We start from the raw sequence: 19,802 nt of genomic DNA, 5'->3' as shown, positions 1-19,802 counted from the left end.
ACACCATGCTACCGGCAACCGATAGGCCATTTGGAGCAACGTCTTTGGTTTGGAGGTCCTTGATGAGCCGTCGAATGACCGTCGCGGTGTGCCTCGCGTTCGGATTGCTGGTCGTGCCCGGAGTGGCGTTGGCCGATCCGCCGTGGGCGCCGTTCGTGCCCTCGGACGTACCGGCGTGGGGAAGTCACGGCCGGGGCGACGTGTGCAAGCACCGCGGTGAGCCGCCGTGCCACACCACGACGACGTCGTACACGACGACCACCGGCTACACGACGACATCGACAGGGGCGACCACCACCACGACCGACGTGTCCGGCACGTCGGCGACCTCGACCACGACTTCCGCTACGACGTCGGGCACGACCACGTCCGGCACGACAACGTCCGACACGACCTCGTCGACCACGACGCACACGACGCCCGGCAGCACCACGTCGACCACCTCCGTCACGGTGACGACGACGGACGTGGGCCACACGACGGCCACCTCGCACACCGTGCCGCCGAAAACCACCGTGCCCGCCGGTCCGCCGATGTCGGGCTCGACCCCGACGCACGCACTCGCCGACACGGGCACTACGCCACTCTGGACGGGCCTCGGCGGCCTGGCCCTGCTGGTCGCGGGCTCGGTCCTGGTGCTGTTCGGCCGCCGGCGCCGCGCGTGAACGCGTGGGTCAGGTCGTGAGCCGGTTCGACACACCCCGCCACACGACGTCCATGACGTAACCGGTCGCGAGCGCGGGCCCCACTTCGGGCCTGCGCTCGCACCACAGCGCCAGCCGTTCGGCCGAGCCGACCACGATCTCCGCGAACGCCTCGGCCTCGACCGGGCCCAGGTCGGAGTCGAAGCCGACGATCACGGCCGCGATCAGGTCCGTCTGCTGGCGCCGGATGCCCTCGACCTCCTCGACGGCCGAGGGCACGGTGATCGCCGCCTCCTGCCGCAGCAGCGACCAAGACTGCTTGTGGTCGACGATGAACTCGAAGAACGCCAGCAGGCCGCGGCGCAGGACCTCCTCCGGCCCGTCCGCGCCGGTGATCGCCTGCTGCGTGCGGTCGAGCAGTTCGGCGCGTGCCCGGCGGATGCAGCCGATGAGCAGGCCCTCCTTGGAGCCGAAGTACTCGTAGAGCATCGGCTTGGACACCCCGACCCGTTCGGCGATCTCGTCCATCGAAGCCGCCAGGTACCCGCGCTCGGCGAAGACGCCCTCGGCGATGTCGAGCATCTGAGCCTTGCGCTGGGCCTTCGGCATCCGCCGGCGGCGTGGCTCGGTGGTGGTCACGAGGTTCAGGCTACCGGAGGTAACTTACTTGGAGTAACCTACTGGAGAGTATGTAAGCAATCGATCCCATTGGGGTACACGGAGGACGGGCATGCACCGAGAGGTCGAAGTCCTGATCATCGGCACGGGCTTCTCCGGCCTGGGCATGGCGATCGAGCTGAAACGCGCGGGCAAGCAGGACTTCGTCGTGCTGGAGAAGGCGGGCGACCTCGGCGGCACGTGGCGGGACAACTCGTACCCCGGCTGCGCCTGTGACGTCCCGTCGCACATGTACTCGTTCTCGTTCGAGCTGAACCCGCGCTGGTCGCGGATGTTCGCGCGGCAGCCGGAGATCTGGGACTACCTCAAGCAGGTGGCCGAGAAGTACCGGCTGCGCGAGCACATCCGGTTCGACAGCGAGGTGAGCGGCGCCCGTTGGGACGAGGACGACAAGGTCTGGCACGTCACCACCGGGAACGGTGACACGTACACCGCGAAGTCGGTGGTGGCGGGAGTCGGCGCGCTGCACATCCCGAACGTCCCGACCCTGCCGGGGATCGACGCGTTCCAGGGCAAGGCGTTCCACTCCGCGCAGTGGGACCACGACTACGACCTCAAGGGCAAGCGGGTCGCCGTGGTCGGCACCGGGGCGTCCGCGATCCAGTTCGTGCCGCGGATCGCCGACGACGTCGAGAGCCTCACGCTGTTCCAGCGCACGCCGCCGTGGGTCATGCCCAAGATCGACCGGGCCATCAACACGTGGGAGCAGCGGCTGTTCCGCGCCCTGCCGTTCACCCAGCGGCTGTACCGGAACTTCGTGTACTGGACGCGGGAGTCGAGCGCGCTCGGGTTCGCGGTGAACCCGAAGATCATGGAGTTCGCGCAGAACATCGCACGGCGGCACATGCGCCGCCAGGTGCCGGACGAGGCGATGCGGGCCAAGTTGACGCCGGACTACACCATGGGCTGCAAGCGGGTGCTGATCAGCAACGACTACTACCCGGCGTTGGCCAAGCCGAACGTGGACCTGGTGACCGACGGCATTGCCGAGGTGCGGGCGAACAGCGTGGTGGACCGGGCGGGCGTCGAGCACGAGGTCGACGTGATCATCTACGGCACCGGGTTCCACGTGGTCGACTCGTTCGACTACCTGGACGTCACTGGAAAGGGTGGCGTCGACCTGGCCAAGCAGTGGCGGGAGAAGGGCATCGAGACCTACTACGGCATCACCGTCTCGGGCTTCCCGAACTTCTACTTCCTCCTCGGCCCGAACACCGGTCTCGGGCACAACTCCGTGGTGTTCATGATCGAGTCGCAGATCCGGTACGTCCGCCAGTGCCTGGAGCTGCTGGACCGGCACCAGGCCGACGAGCTGGACGTGCGTCCCGAGGTGCAGGCCCGGTTCAACCGCGAGTTGCAGCGCAAGTTGACCAAGGGCGTGTGGACCGAGGGCGGGTGCAAGAGCTGGTACCTGGACGCGCAGGGCGTCAACCGCACGGTCTGGCCCGGCTTCACCTGGCGCTACTGGATGCGCACCAAGACCGTCCGCGCCGAGGACTACACCCTGACCCGAGCCCGCCGAACCCGCGTCCCGGCCTGACCTGAGCGTTGAATTCGGGGGTCGCGAACGTAGGACTCACGGGACGCGAACGTAGGACTCACGCGGGGGTGCGTGAGTCCTACGTTCGCGACGGGCGTGTCCTACGTTCGGGACGGGTGAATTCAACGTTCGGGACGGCGGGTCAGAGGGAGACGCCGGCGGCCTTGGCCCGTTCGGTGCGCAAGCGGGTCACGTCGGGGAGGTCGAGCGGGGCCGGCTTGGCGCCGGTGGCCCACTCGATCAGCAAGTCGGCGATCTGCGGGTTGCGCGGCAGGACGGGGCCGTGCAGGTAGGTGCACAGGATCCGGCCCTGGACGGCGCCCTCGACCGAGCCGTCGTTGCCGGTGCCGACCTTGACGTGGGCCAGGGGACGGGCCGAAGGGCCGAGGACGGTGCGGCCCTGGTGGTTCTCGAACCCGGTCAGCAGGCCCTCGAACAGGCCGTCGGCCGGGGTCGCGATGACCTCGCCGATGGCCCGGCTGCCGCCCGCGTGCGAGGTGGAGTCGATCAGCCCGAGACCGGGGTGGGTCACCTGGTCGGCCCGGGTGAACGACTCGCCGAAGATCTGGATACCGGCGCACACGCCCAGGATCACCGCGCCACGGGCCGCCGCGTGCTGCATGCCGGGGTGCTCCCGGAGGTGCCGGACGGCCAACGTCTGCGCGGTGTCCTCACCGCCGCCGACGACGTAGATGTCGCACGAGTTCGGCACGGGCTCGCCGAACTTCACGCTGACGATCTCGGCCGGGATGCCCCGCCACGTCATCCGCTTCTCCAGCACCACCGCGTTGCCGAAGTCGCCGTACGTGCCGAGCAGGTCGGGCAGGACGAGGGCGATCTGGACCTTGTTCGTGCTCACTGGGCAGCCCTCGCGTTCAGGTCGCGGAACGCGGTGTAGTTCGCGATCACCTCGACCGGTCCGGGTGGCATGGCGTCGATCGCCAGCAACGGGTCCGGCACGATCGTGTGCTCGACCTCCGCGTACGTCAGCCGTACCGCGAGGTCCGTCGCGCGCTCACCGGACGCGATCACCTGCCGGCCGCGCATCCGCTCGAACGGCACGTCCCACAGCCACGACAGGTCACGCCCGTCGGCCTCGTGCGCGTTGATCACCAGCACCGCCGGGTGGTCGGCCTCCCGCACCACGGTCAGCGTCTCGCTCCACCCCGCCGGGTTCTTCGACAGCAGCAACCGGGCCCGGTGCCCGGAGCGCTGGATCGTCCGGTACCGGCCGGCCACGTTGGACACGCCGCGCAACCGCTGCACGGCCTCCTCCACGGGCACGCCCAGAGCCGCCGCGGCGGCCGTCGCCATCACCGCGTTCGCCTGGTTGAACTTGCCCGGCAGCCGGAGCGACAGCTCGACCTTCATGCCGTTCGGCGCGACCAGGTACCCGTCGCCGGTCACCCAGTGGGGCCGCGGCCGGGCCAGGTCGCACCCGGTGCACTGCCAGTGCTCGGCGCCCTCCCACCGGATCGGGTCACCGCAGCGCGGGCACGAGGCGGCGTCGTTGTGCCAGCCCGTCCCGGTCGCCACCCAGACCACGTTCGCCGAGTCGCGCGCCGCCGACGTCACCATGATGTCGTCGCAGTTCGCCACCACGACGCCGGTCACGGACGACAGCGCCGTGCGCAGCGACTTCTCGATGGTGCGCACCTCGCCGACCCGGTCGAGCTGGTCGCGGCTGAGGTTCAGCAGCACCGCCACGGCCGGTGACGCGGCCCGCACGACCTCGGGGAAGTACCCCTCGTCGACCTCCAGCACCGCGTACGGCGCGTCGGGCTGCTTGGACAGCGCGGTCACGTGCCCGTCGGGCATGTTCGCGCCACCGTGGTTGGTCGCGACCTCACCCAGGAACGACATCGCCCGGCTGAGCATCATCGTGCTGGTGGTCTTGCCGTTGGTCCCGGTCACGAGCGCGACCGAGCGCCCGGACGTCAAGTGCGCCAACGCCTGCGGGTCGAGCCGCAGCGCGACCCGGCCGCCGATCATGCCGCCGGCGCCCAGACCCATCTTCTGCGACAGCTTGGAACTCATGTTGCCCAGTCGCACGGCCGCCGCGGTGCGCAGCGGCAAGCGGGCTGGGTCTGCACCTGGAGTGTTCGGCAAGCGGACTTCCTGCATCGCTCAGGGGAGGGGGAGTGTCCGATGCTACCGGGATCGGTGGTCGGCCAACTCCCGCAGGGTCCTGATCAGCTCCACCGTGCTGAGCTGGCACAACTGCGCCATGTACTCCAGCGCGGGCAGGTCGAGGTGCACTTCGGGCGCCTGGCCGGGCACGAGGTGCGCGAGCCTGCCCTGCGCCCAGCGGCGCAGCGGCATCAGCTGCGGTCGCGTGTCGGCGACGACCGTGGCCAGGTCGACCGCCAGGTGCCCGGTGGGCGCCTCGCCGAACACGCGTTCGTGCACGCGCGCCAGAACCTGGTGCGCGGGCACTCCCAGCGCGACGCAGATCTCCACCAACCTGATCACCGAGCAGTGGCGGGTGCCCAGTTCGTACGTGGCCAGCGTCTGCAGCGAGATTTCGCTCTGCAGCCGGCGGTTGAGCTCCTTGCGGGTCCATCCGCGCTGCTTGCGAAGGCTGCGGAGCTCGTCGCCGAGCACGCGCTGGTACGCCGCTGTGTCGATCTGCACCGTCAAGTCCTCCAGTCCGCCGGGGCCCCGACAGGACCCCACGCAGATGGAAAGCGCGACAAGAGGATTGCTTACGCGACTTGTCCGAATAATCGCCCGATCAGTCTAATCGATGGGTACGCAAAGTAGAGTTTCAGCGCTCCAAGGCGCTGGTCACGCCCGTCTCCCGCGGTCCGAGGAAGCGCGGGTCCGGCCGGGCCACCAGCCCGTCCCACATCGCCTTGGCCGCCGCGGCCGTCTCGCGGAAGTGCCCGTAGGCGGTCGTCGTCGTCCACTGCCGGGACGTGTCGTGCCCCACGCCGAACGCCTCGATGCCCGCCGAGCGGCACAGCGCCACCGCGCGCGGCAGGTGGAACTCCTGGGTCACCACGGTCGCCCGCTCGACGCCGAAGATCCGCTTGGCGCGCGTGCACGAGTCCCACGTGTCCAGGCCCGCGTAGTCGGCGACCACGAGGTCTTCGGGCACGCCCTGGTCGATCAGGTACGTCCGCATCGCGCTCGGCTCGTCGTACCCGGTGCGGCTGTTGTCGCCGCTGACCAGCAGCACCTCGACCTTGCCGCGCCGGTACAGGTCGGCGGCCACGTCCAGCCGGCCGGCCAGGAACGCCGTCGGCGTGCCCGCGCTGGTCAGGCCCGCGCCGAGGACGAGCGCCACCGGCGCGTCCGGCACGTCGGACGCCGTGTGCCGGTAGGCCGCGCTGCTCGTCTGCACCCACACCCACGGCGTCGCCGCGAGCACGGCCAGCAGCCCGAGCGCGATCAGCACCCGCTTCCAGCGCAACCGCCTGAAGAAGTCCCCCACGAACGTTCCCCCCTGAACCCGGTCAGTTGACGCAGCGAACCCCGTCCGCGGTGATCGGCGGTTGGCTCGGGGTCGTCGTGTCGGGCTGCTGCTGCCGCGCGCCGTCCAGGCCGACCAGCGGCGCGCCCGCGAGGCTCTGCCTGCCGGGACCGGAGTAGTCGCCGCCGACGAACACGCGGACGTGGCCGGTCGGGACGTTGTCGTCCTGCTCCAGTTCCAGCCCGCCGCCCAGGGCCTCCACGACGGCCTCCGCGCCCGCCTCGCCGCCCGCCCCGTAACGGACCACGGACGTGTCCATCAGCTCGGCGTTGTCGGTGCCGCCGTCGAGGAACTTGTCGGCCAGGAGCGACTGGAGCACCCGGCCCGCGAGCCCCGCCGCGCCGGACGCGTTGCGCACCTCGACGGTCACCGTGGCGTTGTCGATCGCCGGCGCCGTGCTGGTCGGCGCGTTCGGGTCGGCGTTGAGGCCCTTGATGAACTTCTTCACCTCGCGCTCGCTCACCTCGACGGCGAGGCCGTCCTCGGGCGTCTCGAGCTCGGGGTTCCCGGTCGGGATCGTCTCGAACTTGAGGCTGCCGCCGGTCAGGTCCTTCATCTGGGTGGCGAACTGGAGCACGTCCCAGCCCTGGTCCAGCACGATGGACTTGCTCAGCGCGTCGATCAGGGCGCTGAGCTTGCCGGGGTCGGACAGGGTGCCGGCGGACAGGATCTGCTTGGCCAGGCCCGCCATGAACACCTGCTGGCGGACGATGCGGTCGAGGTCGCCGCGCAGCAGCCCGTACCGCTGCCGGACGAACGCCAGCGCCTCGCGGCCCTGGATCCGCTGCGGCCCGGCGGCGAAGTTCGCGCCCGACATGGTGTCCCGGGTGGCCTGGTTGAGGCACACGTCCACGCCGCCGACGGCCTTGGTGATCTCGTAGAACCCGACCAGGTTGATCTCGGCGTAGTGGTCGATGGTGACGCCGGTCAGGCCCTCGATGGTGCCGATGAGGTTCTTCGCGCCCTTCTGGCGGGACTGGACCTCCAGCTCGCGCGGGTCGGAGACGCCCGAGCGCTCCAGCTCGGCGATCGCGTCGTTCTTGCCGTACCCGTAAGCGGAATTGATCTTGTGCCGGCCGTAGCCGCCCGCGATCTGCACGTACGCGTCGCGCGGGAACGACACCGCGACCGCCTTGCCGCCGTCGTTCGGCACGTGCATCAGGATCAGCGTGTCGGTGTTCAGGCCGCCGGACGACTCGTCGCCCGCGTGCAGTTCGTTCAGGATCTCCTGGGGCAGCGGGTTGCCCTTGGAGTCGGTGCGGCTGTCCATGCCGACCATGAGGATGTCGACGGAGCCGTCCGCGGGCTTCTCGCCGCCGCCCGCGCCGCTGATCACGTCGGTGGTGGCGATGTCGCTGATCAGCGACTGGTAGTTGGCCCAGGCGTAACCCGTGCCCAGCAGCACGACGACCGACAGGAACGCGAGGATCGTGCGGCCGGCGACGGAACCTCCGCCCGAACGGCGCGAGGGTGGACGTCGGCGCGGTGGACCACCGCTGCCGGCGGCGGGACGTGGCCGCGGGCCGGTCGGCGTGCGCTGACCTGCCGGGGTGCGGCCTTCCGGCGTGCGCTGACCTGCGGCAGGACGGCGTTCGGCGCCGGACCTGGCACGGCCCGGGGGCTCGCTGCCGGCCCTGGCCCGTTCACCGGGTTTCGGCGCACCCGCGGCACCGGTGCGCGGCGCTCCGGACCGGGGCTCACCCGCGCCGGGTCGTTCGGACCTGGCCGGGTTGGACCGATCGGGCGAGGGACGCCTGGGCCGCTCGCCGGACGCCCGCGTCCGCTCACCGGTCGGCCGACGCGGCGGATCGGACGGGTCGAGGGGCTCCGAACGCCGCGGCGGTTGCTGGGCGCGGGGCTGCTGACCTGCGGAAGGACTCCTTGGGGGAACAGGTCGCCTGCGGAACCCCTCGGGTTCGCCTGGCCTCGGCGGCCGGTTGTCCACTCCCACTCCTCCTATGTACCCAGGTTCATCCCATTGGACGCACGAGGGGTCGCCCGGGTTGCCAACAGCCTGGCACAGCACTGCGCGCCCAGTCGTGATACCGGGTGCCGGCGCGGCTGACCAGGTCGGTTACCCGATTGTGAGATCGGCTCCACCGCGTTCGTAGACTGCCACCGTGCTGACCATGCAGGATGCGCTGCTCGCGCTGACCAGGTACTGGACCGAACGGGGCTGCGTCGTCGTGCAGCCGTACAACACCGAAGTCGGCGCCGGCACGTTGAACCCGGCGACCGTGCTGCGGGTGCTGGGGCCGGAGCCGTGGCGCGTGTCCTACGTCGAGCCCAGCGTGCGGCCCGACGACGCGCGGTACGGCGAGAACCCGAACCGGTTGCAGACCCACACCCAGTTCCAGGTGATCCTCAAGCCGGACCCGGGCAACCCGCAGGAGCTCTACCTGGGCAGCCTCGAAGCGCTGGGCATCGACGTCCGGGCGCACGACGTGCGGTTCGTCGAGGACAACTGGGCGTCGCCCGCGCTGGGCGCCTGGGGCCTGGGCTGGGAGGTGTGGCTGGACGGGCTGGAGATCACCCAGTTCACCTACTTCCAGCAGGCCGGCGGCATGTCGCTCGACCCGGTGTCGGTGGAGATCACCTACGGCATCGAGCGGATCATGATGGCGCTCCAGGGCGTCGACCACTTCAAGGACATCGCCTACGGCCCCGGCATCTCCTACGGCGAGGCGTTCGGCCAGGCCGAGTACGAGATGAGCCGCTACTACCTGGACGACGCCGACGTCGAGGCGAACAAGCGGCTGTTCGAGGAGTACGCCGCCGAGGCCCGCCGGATGCTCGACGCGCGCCTGCCCGTGCCCGCGCACAACTTCGTGCTGAAGTGCTCGCACGCGTTCAACGTGCTGGACGCCCGTGGCGCGATCAGCACCACCGAGCGGGCACGCGCGTTCGGCCGGATGCGCGGCCTGGCCCGTGAGGTCGCCCAGCTGTGGGCGGCCCGCCGCGAGGAGCTGGGTCACCCGCTCGGCTTGGTCGAGGCGCCCGCCGCGGCCGTGCTGCCGAAGACGTTCGCCGAGGTCACGGGGTCGGGCACGCTGCTGTTCGAGATCGGCACGGAGGAGCTGCCGCCCGCCGAGGTCACCCGGACCGTGGACGCGGTCGGGAAGGCCGTGGCGGACAAGCTGGGCGCGACCAGGCTGGCGCACGGCGCGGTCGAGGTGCACGGCACGCCGCGCCGGATCGTGGTGCTCGTGCCGGACGTCGCGCCGCGCGAGCCGGACGCCGAGAAGACCGTGCGAGGCCCGCGCGTGTCCGCCGCCTTCGACGCGGACGGCAACCCCACGAAGGCCGTGCAGGGCTTCGCCCGCGGTCAGGGCGTGGACGTCGACGAGCTGGGGCGGGTCACCGAGAACGGCGTCGAGCACGTCGCCCTCGTGCGCACCGACCCCGGTCGCGGCGCGGTCGAGGTGCTCAGCGGACTGCTCGGCGAGGTGGTGGCCGAGCTGCGCGCCGAGAAGAACATGAAGTGGAACGACCCGAAGCTGTCGTTCACCCGTCCGATCCGCTGGCTGCTGGCCCTGCTGGGCACCACGCCGGTGCCGGTCGCGGTGTCCTCGCTGGTGGCCGAGCCGAAGACCCGCGTGCACCGCACCGCGTCCACGCCGGTGGTCGACGTGCCCACGGCCGACGGCTACCTGGAGTTCCTGGCCGGGCACGGCATCGACGCGTCGGCCGAGGCCCGGAAGTCCTCGATCCTGGCGCGGGCCGAGGAGCTGGCCGCGTCCGTTGGCGGCGTCGTGGACTTCGAGGGCGTGCTGGACGAGGTCACCAACCTGGTCGAGCGGCCGACGCCGATCCTCGGTTCGTTCGAGGAGCGCTACCTGGAGCTGCCCGCGCAGATCCTCACCACCGTGATGCGCAAGCACCAGCGCTACCTGCCGGTGCGCGCCCAGGACGGCTCGCTGCTGCCGCACTTCGTCGCGGTGGCCAACGGCGAGGTGGACGAGGACCTGGTCCGCGCCGGCAACGAAGGCGTGCTGCGCGCCCGGTACGAGGACGCGGCGTTCTTCTGGCGCGCGGACCTGCGCACGCCGTTGGAGGACATGAAGGCCGGGCTGGAGAAGCTCACGTTCGCCGACAAGCTCGGCTCGATGGCGGACCGGGCGGGCCGGATCGCGGCGCTCGCCGGTCGGCTGGCCGAAGCGGTGAGCACCGCGGAGGTGGGCGCGGCCGGTGACACGCTGGCGCGGGCGGGCGCGCTGGCCAAGTTCGACCTCGGCTCGCAGATGGTGATCGAGCTGTCCAGCCTGGCCGGTGTGATGGCCCGCGAGTACGCGGAGCGGGCGGGGGAGACGCCGGAGGTCGCGCGGGCGCTGTGGGAGATGGAGCTGCCGCGGTCGGCGGGCGACGCGCTGCCGTCGTCCACGCCTGGTGCGCTGCTGTCCCTGGCGGACCGGTTCGACCTGCTGGCCGGGCTGTTCGGCATCGGGGCCAACCCGACCGGCAGCTCCGACCCGTTCGGGCTGCGGCGGGCCGCGCTGGGCGCGGTGAGCGTGCTGCGGGCGTTCCCGGGGCTGAAGGACATCACGCTGACGAAGGCGTTGTCTCTGGCCGCCCAAGAGGTCGGGGTCCAGGGGCTCGAGGTGTCCGCCGAGTCGCTGGAGGTGGCCCGCGAGTTCACCGTGCGGCGGTACGAGCAGCAGTTGCTGGACGCCGGGCACGACCACCGGTTCGTCAACGCGGTGCTGCCGCTGGCCGACGCGCCCGCGGTCGCCGACACGACGCTGGCCGAGCTGACCGGGCTGGCCGGTGACGCGGACTTCGCCGGGCTGGTCGCCGCGTTGCAGCGGGTGCGGCGGATCGTGCCCGCGGACACCGTCGGCGAGTACGACCCGCAGGTGCTGGTGGAGCCGGCGGAGGTGGCGTTGCACAAGGCGCTGGCCGACGTGCCCGCCGGCGAGACCGGTCTGGCCGCGTTCGTCGCCGCCGCGTCGGGCCTCACCGGGCCGGTGAACACGTTCTTCGACGAGGTGCTGGTGATGGCCGAGGACCCGGACGTGAAGCGGGCCAGGCTCGGGCTGCTGGCCGCGATCCGCGACCTGGCCGCGCCGGTGCTGGACTGGCAGGCGCTGGGCACCGCCCTCGGTCAGGGCTGAGCGCCGCAGACCCGGACAGACGAAGATCCCCGCCCCCGGACGAACCGGTGGGCGGGGATCTTCGTCTGGTACCGCTACATGTCTCGGTTGTACAGGCTGCTCGTCCCTGACTGGGCGAGCGTCTGCGAACTGTCGACGGCGACGGTGTGGTCCGGCGTGACCTCTTCGGCGGCAGCCGGCCCGGCGCCCAAGGCGAGCAGTGCCGCGGCGGTCGCGGCCACCAGCGCTGCGGGGATGATTCTCACGCTGCTTCTCCTCACACACCCGGCCAGGGTTCGGCAGGCGACACCATCGCACAGAAAACGTCCCAACGGGAAGTCCCCTTTCTGGCGTGCGGGCTCCGTGACCAATCGGGTGCGGAGCGTGATAGGTGCCGTTGTGGCCCTCTGGCCTGGGGTTTCGATACTGGGGGAGGGTCTGTCGATCGAATGGGGCCGCGCATTCGGAGCCTGCACGTTGCTACGTCTTGACGAACCCGCTCCGGAAGGATGGAATTCGCGACATTCCGTTTTTCGGCGTGGACGTCGATGTGCCGTGCAAGGGGTTGGCGAATGCGAAGGCTACCCAGAGCCGCGTCCTGCGGCCTGCTCGTCCTGCTCGTCGCGTCGTGCGGCACGCCGGTCGATCCGCTGGCTCCGCCGACCGGCAGCCCGGCGCCGAAGCCGGTGGTCGGCGTGATCCTGCCGGACCGCGCGTCGTCGGACCGGTGGGACGCCCAGGACAAGCCGCTGCTGCTCCAGGCGATGAGCTTCGCGGGCGTCGAGGGCGTGGTGGAGAACGCCGACGGTGACGAGGCGAAGTTCGCCTCCATCGCCGACGAGATGATCGGCCGCGGGGTGAACGTGCTGATGACGACGCCGCTGACCCCCGAAGGCGGCATGGCGGTGGAGCGCAAGGCCAAGGCCGCGGGCATCCCCGTGATCAACTACGACCGGATCAGCCTGGGCGGCACGGCCGACTACTACGTTTCGTTCGACAACCTCAACGTGGGCGAACTGCAGGCCGAGGGCCTGCTCGGGTGCCTGGGCGACAAGAAGGGCGCGCAGATCATCGAGCTGCAGGGCGCGCCGACGGACAACAACGCCACCCTGTTCTTCGACGGCCAGCGCCGCCTGCTCGGCCCGAAGTACGACAGCGGCTCGCTGCGGCTGGTCGACAGCAAGCCCGTCGACCAGTGGGACGCGGCGATCGGCAAGGCCGCGTTCGAGCAGATGCTGGCCGCCAACGGCGGCGTGGTGGACGGCGTGGTCGCCGCCAACGACGGGCTGGCGGGCGCGGCGATCGAGGTGCTGAAGGCGAAGGGCCTGGCCGGTCGGGTGCCCGTGACCGGTCAGGACGCCACGCTGGACGGCCTGCGCGCGATCCTGCGCGGCGAGCAGTGCATGACGGTCTACAAGCCGATCCGGGACGAGGCCGAGGCGGCGGCGCGGCTGGCCATCGCGGTGGCGCGCGGCGACCTGAGCGGCGCGGACGACCTGGCCACCGGCAACACCCGGGACCTGGTGGCGAAGCGGGACGTGAAGTCCGTGCTGCTGGGCGCCGAGCTGATCACCCGCGACAACGTGCGGACGCTCGTCGCCGAGGGCGCGGTCAAGCCGGCGGACCTGTGCGCGGGCGACACCGCGGCGGCCTGCACCGAGCTGAACATCCTGGCGAACTAGGCGTCGACGGGCGCGCCCGGACCCGGCAGCACGTCGATGTCGGTGGGCCCCATCGGCCCGCCGCACTCCGAGCAGTGCAGCTCCACGTGCGCGATCCGGCCGCACGCGTGGTGGCGGTAGAGCACGGGCGGCCCCTCGTCGCCCGCCGTCCACCGGTCGCCCCAGCGCACCATCACCATCAGCACCTCGACCAGCTCGGTGCCCTTCGGGGTGAGCGCGTACTCGTGCCGGGGCGGCTTGGCCGAGTACTCGCGGCGTTCCAGCACGCCCTGCTCCACCAGCCACTTCAGCCGTTCGGCGAGCACCTTGCGCGAGATGCCGAGGTCGTTCTGGAGCTGGTCGAAGCGGCCGGTGCCGACGTAGACGTCCCGGAGGATCAGCGGTGACCACGGCTCGCCGATGACGTCCAGGGTGCGCGCGATCGAGCACGTCATCTCGCCGAACCTCGTCCGCTGCATGCGACCAGTCTAGCCGGGAGAGTTCCTTCAGGGAACTGACCTCTGCTACGGTTGAGTTCCCTTAAGGAACTTGGAGGTGCGTGATGGCTCGACCGACCGTTGTCTCGCCGCAGGAGTGGCAGGCCGCCCGGGACGAACTGCTGGTCAAGGAGAAGGAACTGACCCACGCGCTGGACGCGCTCGCCGCACGGCGGCGCAGGCTGCCGATGGTCCGGCTGGGCTCGGGCCACGAGTTCACCGCGCCGGACGGCACCGTGGTCGGCCTGGCGGACCTGTTCGCGGACCGCCGCCAGCTCGTCGTCTACCACCACATGCTCGCGCCCGGCGACGACCACCTGTGCAGCGGCTGCTGCTCGTTCACCGACAACCTCGCCGGCCAGGTCCACCTCAACGCCCGCGACACCACGCTGATCCTGATGTCGCGCGCACCCCAGGACGAGATCGCCCCCGTGCGCGAGCGGATGGGCTGGACCGTGCCGTGGTACTCGTCGCGCCAGGCGTTCTACGACGAGCTGGGGCTGGGCGGCGGGTTCGGGCTGAGCGTCTTCCTGCGCGACGGCGACGAGGTGTTCCGCAGCTACTTCACCAGCGGGCGCGGCGTCGACCGGCTGCGGATGGACTTCAACCTGCTCGACCTGACCCCGTACGGCCGTCAGGAGAAGTGGGAGGACTCGCCGGAAGGCTGGCCGCAGACGCCCACGATGGCGTGGCTGCGCCTGCGTGACGAGTACGACGTGTGATCGCCGGACCCGCTACGCGGCTTCCTCGTCGTCGTGCCGCCCGGAGATGAACTCCTGCACGCGGATCTTCACCCGGATGAGCGGTTGGCGGATGCGGGCCTCCCGCCGGTACGCGCGGCGCAGCTTCCGCGAGCCCTCCGCGTACCGCCAGCGGGCCCACGGTGAGCCTGGTCGGGCCAGCCTCAGCGCGCCGATCTCCGGCAGCACGGGCACCAGCAGGCCGAGCAGCCCGGTCCACACCTTGCCCTTGAGGAGGGCCACTATGGCGAACCCGAGGTTGACCAGGATGATCAGCACCCGCAGGGCGACGCCCTCGCCGTAGAACTCGTCGTAGCCCAGCGGTCGGGCGCCGATCAGCAGCAGCCCGGTCATCCCGATGGCGAGGAAGACCGCGTCGACCGACAGCCGGCCGTCCTTCGTCCAGTACACGTCCCTGAGGTGCAGGATCAGGGCGAACTCGTCGAGCACGAGGGCGGCGCCGACGCCGAGCAACGTGGCTGCGGCAACCCGCACCCCGTGCTGGTCGTCCGGCGCCGCCAGCCCGATCACCCCGCCGAGCAGCATGAACACGGTGCCGAACACGACGTGGTGGATGTGCGTCCCGTTGGACGTGATGTTGCCCGGCCACCAGCGCACCTTCGCCCTGATCAGGCGCACGCTGATGCGGATGAGGACGAAGGTGACCACCAGGCCGAGGAAGAAGAACAGCAACCGCGACTGGGGCAGGTGGAGCGTCTGCACGACCCCATCTTCACCCGCCGGGGTCATCTGAAGGTGATGTCGCCCTTGATGTCCCCTGCCTGCACGACCTGGACGGTGCCGCCCTGCAGCGGAGCGGAGATCTGGTTGTTCACCCGTCCGGTCTGCGTCACGGTCGTGTGCGCGCGCAGCCTGGCGCCGAACTCCGGATCGGCCTCGGCGGTCCGCTCCAGCACCTCGCCCAGCGCTCGTACCTCGGGGGAATCTGCGGGCGCGCCGTCGGCCGCGGTGAGCGCCGCGGTGGCGACGGGATCATCGGCGAACTTCGCCCGGACGAGCTCGTACAGCCCGGCCACGGCCCGTGACGCGAGCGAGGCGGCGATGGAGAGCAGGAGCGGTTCGGCCATCAGGAGACTCCCCGTGATCGACGTCTCGCTCACCGTAGCAGTGCGACTCGCCGCATTCTTCCGCTCGACTGCCGGCGGGATCTCATGGTTGACTGTCTTCGGTCGTACCTTTCTGTGTTCGTGTTCCACCACGCTCGCGGATCGGAGTTGCGGGCGCCGAAACTTCCTCGCCAGGAAGGGGCCGGAGCCCACGCTGACCCGGTGGTCGCAAGCGCGATCCGGCACCTGTTAGAGGAGAAGTAGCAAGATGGCAGTTGAGGGCACCGTCAAGTGGTTCAACGCGGAGAAGGGCTTCGGCTTCATCTCCCCGGACAACGGTGGCGCCGACGTGTTCGTGCACTACTCGGAGATCCAGAGCAACGGCTACCGCACGCTGGAAGAGAACCAGCGGGTGGAGTTCGAGATCGGCCAGGGCCAGAAGGGCCCGCAGGCGCAGTCGGTTCGACCGCTCTGAACCTAATCCGGGTCACCACCAGGACCTGGATCTTGTCGGGCCGTCATCCCCTTCAGCGGGGGTGGCGGCCCGATTCGCATTCTCAGGTGGTCAACGCGGGGGCGGGCACGACCTCTTCGCCGTAGACGCGCTTGCCCACCAGTCGCGCTTCGTCGAACACGAAGAACGCCGCCGTCCGGACCACGAACGCCCGCCCGGTCGGCTCCTCGCCGCGGAGACTGCCCAGGTGGGTGCCCCGCAGCTCCAGTTCCACGATCACCGCGTCGTCGGCGTGGCGCAGCGCGACCAGCCGGCTGCGCTGGTCGGGGAACGCGTCGCGGACCCGGGCGTAGTACCCGGCGACCTCGGCGCGGCCGTCGAACACCTGCCCGGTCGCGACGATCTCGCAGCGGGGGTGGTCGAACGTGCGGACGGTGGCGTCGAACTCGTGCTCGTTCTCCGACTCCAGGTGCTCCAGCACGATCGCCTCCCGCAGGGCCCGCAGTGCCTTGGACGCGGTCATGCGCGCGTTCCCCTCCGGTTCGTCGGTAGCTGACGACGAAACACGTGCTTGCGCGACCAGTCAAGACGCAACCCATTCACGGGACCGCGTACACCCGGCTGCGGTGGTCGCACCCGGCCGGTCGGAGTGCCCCTGATTGGTGCCATTGCCGGTGCCGCGTTGCCGCCTACCGGACGCACTCAATCGCTTACCTGCGGCTTCCCCGGTAAGGCGGTGGTGAACACTCCACCGCCTTACCGCGGGCGACTTATGGGCGCATTTCGTAGGCGCCCGACAGCGCGGCCACCTCGTGCCACACGCGTTCGAACCGGGACTGGTCGACAACGGGCTTGCGGACCTGGCCGAGTGCCCACTCCTGTTGCGCTTCGGTCGACGACGCCTTGCCGTGCAGGGCGACCGCGTAGGCGGAGAAGTCCCGCACGAGGACGTCGAACACCTGGTCGAGCACATCGGTGTCGAGCCCGGTGATCCCGGCCTGCTCCAGCACGAGCTGGCCGTAGACGACCAGCGTGAACAGGTGGCCGAGGTTGAGCAGGAAGTCGAGGTCCTTCTGCTGCTCGTCGTCCGGCGCGGCGTTCGTGAGCAGCGTGCGCAGCCCCCGTGCCTGCTCGTGGAAGCGGGCCACGTTGGGCACGTGCGCGTGGTCGCGGTAGGCCGTCTCCCAGTCGTGGAAACGGATCTTGCCGAGCCCGCGCGCGGGGCCCTGGCGCCAGAAGAACCCGTCGTCCGCCGGGTCGTGCCGGGTCGGGACCTCGGGGTACCCGGCCGGGTCGAACAGGTAGTTGGGCATGAACTTGAGCACGAGGGCCAGGTTCACGTGGACGGTGCCCTCCAGCTTCGGCAGGGCGCGGATGTCGCGGGCGGCCATGGAGAAGTAGGTGTCCTTCTCGAAGCCCTTGGCCGCGATCACGTCCCACAGCAGGTCGACGACCCGCTCGCCCTCGCTGGTGACCTTCATCTTGGTGATCGGGTTGAACAGCAGGTAGCGGCGGTCCTCGGGGGAGGCGCTGCGGAAGTAGTCCACCGAGCGGTCGGCGAACAGCTTCATGGCCGTGAGCCGCGCGTAGGCGTCGACGAAGCCCTGCCGGACGTGCGGGAAGTCGGTGACCCGCTTGCCGTACAGGATCCGGTTGTGGGCGTGCGTGATGCTCTCGTAGAACGCGTGCTCGCCGATGCCGATGGACGCCGTGCACAGGTTGAACTTGCCGACGTTGACGGTGTTCAGGGCGGCGCTGAACGCGTCCTGGCCGGTGTGCAGGACGTCGTCGGCGGTGACCGGGTACTCGTCCAGGCGGAACTCGCTGACGAACATCTGGGAGTCCACGATGTTCTTGACCGGCGAGAACTTCTCGTGCTGCGAGTCGACGGCGAAGAAGACGTAGCCGTCCGGGCCCTCGACGTCCGCGCGGCGGCCGAACACCGAGACCATGCCGGCGACGTTGCCGTTGCCGATGTAGTACTTGCCCCCGGTCGCGGTGAAGCCGTTCTCGGTGGGCGTGAGCACCATGTCGGTGGAGTAGACGTCCGCGCCGTGCTCCTTCTCGGACAGCCCGAACGCGAAGACCGCGCCGTCGTCGAGGAGTTCGGCGGCCTTCTTGCGGGCCACGGCGTTGTCGCTCATCCAGACGGGGCCGAGGCCGAGCACGCTGACCTGCCAGGCGTACCAGTACTGGAGGCCGTAGAAACCGAGGATTTCGCTCAGCGCGGCGTTCCGGGCGGCGTCCCAGCGCTTGTCGGGCGCGCCGTCCGCTTCGGACGCGGGCGTGCAGAAGGTGGCGAACAGCTTCTCGCGGCGGACGAAGTCCAGGAACTCGGCGTACCAGACCTTGGCCTGGTCGTCCGCGATCAGGCGGCGCTTGCCGCGCTCCTCGAACCAGTCGATCGTCGCCCGCAGCAGGCGACGGCTCTCGGCGTCCAGGTGAGGGGCGTCGTAGGTGTCGGGGTGGAACAGCACCGGGGTTCTCCCTTCGTCGGCGCCGCACGCTACCAGTCGGTAACTTATCGGTCGGCTCCGCCGGACGGCGATCGTCGGACCTCCGGCGTACGGTGCTCTGCGTCACAGCTTCGAGGAGCACGCCATGCACCTGCTCGCCATCGGCACCAGGAAAGGACTGTGGCTCGCGACCAGCGAAGACCGCGAGTCGTGGAGCCTCAGCGGACCTCACCACCCGATGGCCGAGGTCTACGCGACCGCGATCGAGAACCGCCGCGACCGGCCCAGGCTGCTGGTGGGCACGACGAGCTCCCACTTCGGGCCGACCGTCATGACCAGCGACGACCTCGGCGCGACGTGGCAGGAGCCGGACCACGCGCCGGTCGCGTTCCCGGAGGACGCCGCGCTGGAGAGGGTCTGGCAGCTGGCGCTGACGCCCGACCCGGAGGTCGTGTACGCGGGAACCCAGCCGTCGGCGCTGTTCCGCTCGGAGGACGGCGGCCGGACGTACTCCCTGGTGGAGGGCCTGTGGAAGCACCCGCACCGGGAGCACTGGGACGCGGGGTACGGCGGGCAGGCGATCCACACCGTGCTGCCGGACCCGGCCGACCCGCTGCGGCTGACCGTGGCCATGTCCACCGGCGGGGTGTACCGGACGTTCGACGGCGGTGCGTCGTGGGAGCCGGCCAACACCGGCATCAAGGCGAACTTCCTGCCCGACCCGTACCCGGAGTTCGGCCAGTGCGTGCACAAGGTCAGCTGGCACCCCGCCGTGCCGCACCGGCTGTTCCTGCAGAACCACCACGGCGTGTACCGGTCCGACGACGCCGGGGCGACGTGGACGTCGATCGCCGGCGGTCTGCCCGCCGATTTCGGCTTCGCCATGGTCAACCACCCGCACGAGCCGGACGTCGTCTACAACTTCCCGCTGGTCGCGGCCGACCACCGCTTCCCGCCCGGTGGCGAGTGCGCGGTGTACCGGTCGTCGGACGCGGGCGAGTCGTGGGAGGCGTTGCGCAACGGCCTCCCGGACGGCTTCTGGACGGCCGTGATGCGGGACGCGCTGTGCACCGACGCGGCGGAACCGGCGGGCGTCTACTTCGGGTCGCGCTCGGGTGAGGTGTACGCGAGCACGGACGAGGGCGACAGCTGGCGGCGGATCGCGGAGCACCTGCCCGACGTGGTGTGCGTGCGGGCCGCGGAGGTGTGATCGCGGTGCGCGTGCTCGTGCTGATCCCGGGGCCGCTCCGGCAGACGGCCGGCAACCAGGCGAAGGTGGAGGTCGACCTGCCGGAGCAGGCCACCCTGGGCACCCTGCTCGACCACCTGGCCGCGCGGTACCCGTTGCTGGACCGGCGGCTGCGTGACGAGCGGGATGTCCTGCGGCGGTACGTGAACGTCTACGTGGACGGTGAGGAGTGCCGCCGGCTGTCCGGCGCCGACACCCGGCTCACGCCTGACTCCGAGGTCCGGATTCTGCCTTCGGTCGCCGGCGGCTGA

General features: G+C 70.5%; 20 protein-coding genes. 8 read left to right on the top strand and 12 right to left on the bottom strand.

From position 1 onward, the window contains the following. The first annotated feature begins 62 nt into the window (after window positions 1–62). The gene (locus OQ02_RS43710) at window positions 63–665 is read left to right on the top strand and encodes an LPXTG cell wall anchor domain-containing protein (RefSeq protein WP_156076995.1); all 603 of its coding nucleotides are present in this window, start codon (window positions 63–65) and stop codon (window positions 663–665) included. Between the two features lie 9 nt (window positions 666–674). On the opposite strand, the gene OQ02_RS11965 is transcribed toward OQ02_RS43710, so the two are convergent. After that, window positions 675–1,283 carry a TetR/AcrR family transcriptional regulator gene (locus OQ02_RS11965; protein ID WP_231499977.1) on the bottom strand — a complete coding sequence of 203 codons (609 nt, stop codon included), beginning with the start codon at window positions 1,281–1,283 and terminating at the stop codon, window positions 675–677. A 91-nt stretch (window positions 1,284–1,374) separates the two neighbouring features. On the opposite strand from OQ02_RS11965, the gene OQ02_RS11960 reads away from it, so the two are divergent. Continuing rightward, window positions 1,375–2,862 carry a flavin-containing monooxygenase gene (locus OQ02_RS11960; RefSeq protein ID WP_033438419.1) on the top strand — a complete coding sequence of 496 codons (1,488 nt, stop codon included), beginning with the start codon at window positions 1,375–1,377 and terminating at the stop codon, window positions 2,860–2,862. A gap of 142 nt (window positions 2,863–3,004) precedes the next feature. On the opposite strand, the gene OQ02_RS11955 is transcribed toward OQ02_RS11960, so the two are convergent. The 5 genes from OQ02_RS11955 to OQ02_RS11935 form a co-directional block, all read right to left on the bottom strand. After that, on the bottom strand, window positions 3,005–3,721 hold the full coding sequence (locus tag OQ02_RS11955; protein WP_033438418.1) for a type 1 glutamine amidotransferase: 717 nt from the start codon (window positions 3,719–3,721) through the stop codon (window positions 3,005–3,007). Continuing rightward, complete coding sequence (locus OQ02_RS11950; protein WP_231499976.1) at window positions 3,718–4,938, bottom strand: Mur ligase family protein; 1,221 nt, start codon at window positions 4,936–4,938, stop codon at window positions 3,718–3,720. Before OQ02_RS11950 ends, OQ02_RS11955 begins: the two co-directional genes overlap by 4 nt. Before the next feature lie 75 nt (window positions 4,939–5,013). After that, complete coding sequence (locus tag OQ02_RS11945) at window positions 5,014–5,496, bottom strand: helix-turn-helix domain-containing protein (RefSeq protein ID WP_033438524.1); 483 nt, start codon at window positions 5,494–5,496, stop codon at window positions 5,014–5,016. A 133-nt stretch (window positions 5,497–5,629) separates the two neighbouring features. Continuing rightward, on the bottom strand, window positions 5,630–6,298 hold the full coding sequence (locus tag OQ02_RS11940; protein ID WP_033438417.1) for a SanA/YdcF family protein: 669 nt from the start codon (window positions 6,296–6,298) through the stop codon (window positions 5,630–5,632). Window positions 6,299–6,320: 22 nt separating this feature from the next. Beyond that, complete coding sequence (locus tag OQ02_RS11935) at window positions 6,321–7,742, bottom strand: LCP family protein (protein ID WP_231499975.1); 1,422 nt, start codon at window positions 7,740–7,742, stop codon at window positions 6,321–6,323. Between the two features lie 724 nt (window positions 7,743–8,466). Between OQ02_RS11935 and OQ02_RS11930 the strand changes: the two genes are divergently transcribed. Further along, window positions 8,467–11,448: a glycine--tRNA ligase gene (locus tag OQ02_RS11930; RefSeq protein WP_033438522.1), complete on the top strand. Its 2,982-nt coding sequence runs from the start codon at window positions 8,467–8,469 to the stop codon at window positions 11,446–11,448. A 74-nt stretch (window positions 11,449–11,522) separates the two neighbouring features. Here the strand turns inward: OQ02_RS11930 and OQ02_RS43705 are convergent, their stop codons facing one another. Continuing rightward, entirely contained in the window at window positions 11,523–11,693 is a 171-nt protein-coding gene (locus OQ02_RS43705; RefSeq protein ID WP_156076994.1) for a hypothetical protein, read from the bottom strand. 306 nt (window positions 11,694–11,999) lie between these two features. Between OQ02_RS43705 and OQ02_RS11925 the strand changes: the two genes are divergently transcribed. Continuing rightward, complete coding sequence (locus OQ02_RS11925; RefSeq protein WP_033438416.1) at window positions 12,000–13,109, top strand: sugar ABC transporter substrate-binding protein; 1,110 nt, start codon at window positions 12,000–12,002, stop codon at window positions 13,107–13,109. Here the strand turns inward: OQ02_RS11925 and OQ02_RS11920 are convergent. Continuing rightward, window positions 13,106–13,567 carry a winged helix-turn-helix transcriptional regulator gene (locus OQ02_RS11920; RefSeq protein ID WP_033438415.1) on the bottom strand — a complete coding sequence of 154 codons (462 nt, stop codon included), beginning with the start codon at window positions 13,565–13,567 and terminating at the stop codon, window positions 13,106–13,108. The genes OQ02_RS11925 and OQ02_RS11920 overlap by 4 nt on opposite strands. 83 nt (window positions 13,568–13,650) lie before the next feature. Here OQ02_RS11920 and OQ02_RS11915 point away from each other — a divergent pair, with 83 nt between their 5' ends. Further along, the gene (locus tag OQ02_RS11915) at window positions 13,651–14,307 is read left to right on the top strand and encodes a DUF899 domain-containing protein (RefSeq protein ID WP_033438414.1); all 657 of its coding nucleotides are present in this window, start codon (window positions 13,651–13,653) and stop codon (window positions 14,305–14,307) included. 12 nt (window positions 14,308–14,319) lie between these two features. On the opposite strand, the gene OQ02_RS11910 is transcribed toward OQ02_RS11915, so the two are convergent. Both OQ02_RS11910 and OQ02_RS11905 read right to left on the bottom strand, forming a co-directional pair. Further along, window positions 14,320–15,048, bottom strand: coding sequence for a hypothetical protein (locus tag OQ02_RS11910; protein ID WP_051772187.1), 729 nt, complete (start codon window positions 15,046–15,048; stop codon window positions 14,320–14,322). A gap of 23 nt (window positions 15,049–15,071) precedes the next feature. Next, a complete protein-coding gene (locus tag OQ02_RS11905) occupies window positions 15,072–15,413 on the bottom strand; it encodes a hypothetical protein (protein ID WP_033438412.1) in 342 nt (113 codons plus the stop codon). Window positions 15,414–15,660: 247 nt separating this feature from the next. On the opposite strand from OQ02_RS11905, the gene cspE reads away from it, so the two are divergent. Continuing rightward, window positions 15,661–15,867 carry a transcription antiterminator/RNA stability regulator CspE gene (cspE, locus tag OQ02_RS11900; protein WP_033438411.1) on the top strand — a complete coding sequence of 69 codons (207 nt, stop codon included), beginning with the start codon at window positions 15,661–15,663 and terminating at the stop codon, window positions 15,865–15,867. A gap of 82 nt (window positions 15,868–15,949) precedes the next feature. Here the strand turns inward: cspE and OQ02_RS11895 are convergent, their stop codons facing one another. Next, on the bottom strand, window positions 15,950–16,369 hold the full coding sequence (locus OQ02_RS11895; RefSeq protein ID WP_033438410.1) for an ester cyclase: 420 nt from the start codon (window positions 16,367–16,369) through the stop codon (window positions 15,950–15,952). 247 nt (window positions 16,370–16,616) lie between these two features. Continuing rightward, the gene (locus tag OQ02_RS11890) at window positions 16,617–18,323 is read right to left on the bottom strand and encodes an acyl-CoA dehydrogenase (RefSeq protein WP_033438409.1); all 1,707 of its coding nucleotides are present in this window, start codon (window positions 18,321–18,323) and stop codon (window positions 16,617–16,619) included. 124 nt (window positions 18,324–18,447) lie between these two features. Between OQ02_RS11890 and OQ02_RS11885 the strand changes: the two genes are divergently transcribed. Then, window positions 18,448–19,512: a WD40/YVTN/BNR-like repeat-containing protein gene (locus tag OQ02_RS11885; protein WP_033438408.1), complete on the top strand. Its 1,065-nt coding sequence runs from the start codon at window positions 18,448–18,450 to the stop codon at window positions 19,510–19,512. A gap of 5 nt (window positions 19,513–19,517) precedes the next feature. Continuing rightward, complete coding sequence (locus OQ02_RS11880) at window positions 19,518–19,802, top strand: ubiquitin-like small modifier protein 1 (protein WP_033438521.1); 285 nt, start codon at window positions 19,518–19,520, stop codon at window positions 19,800–19,802.

The organism is Saccharothrix sp. NRRL B-16314 (genome assembly GCF_000716595.1).
In the GTDB taxonomy this organism is placed as follows: Bacteria; Actinomycetota; Actinomycetes; order Mycobacteriales; family Pseudonocardiaceae; genus Actinosynnema.
This window is presented reverse-complemented; position numbering and strand designations above follow the sequence as displayed.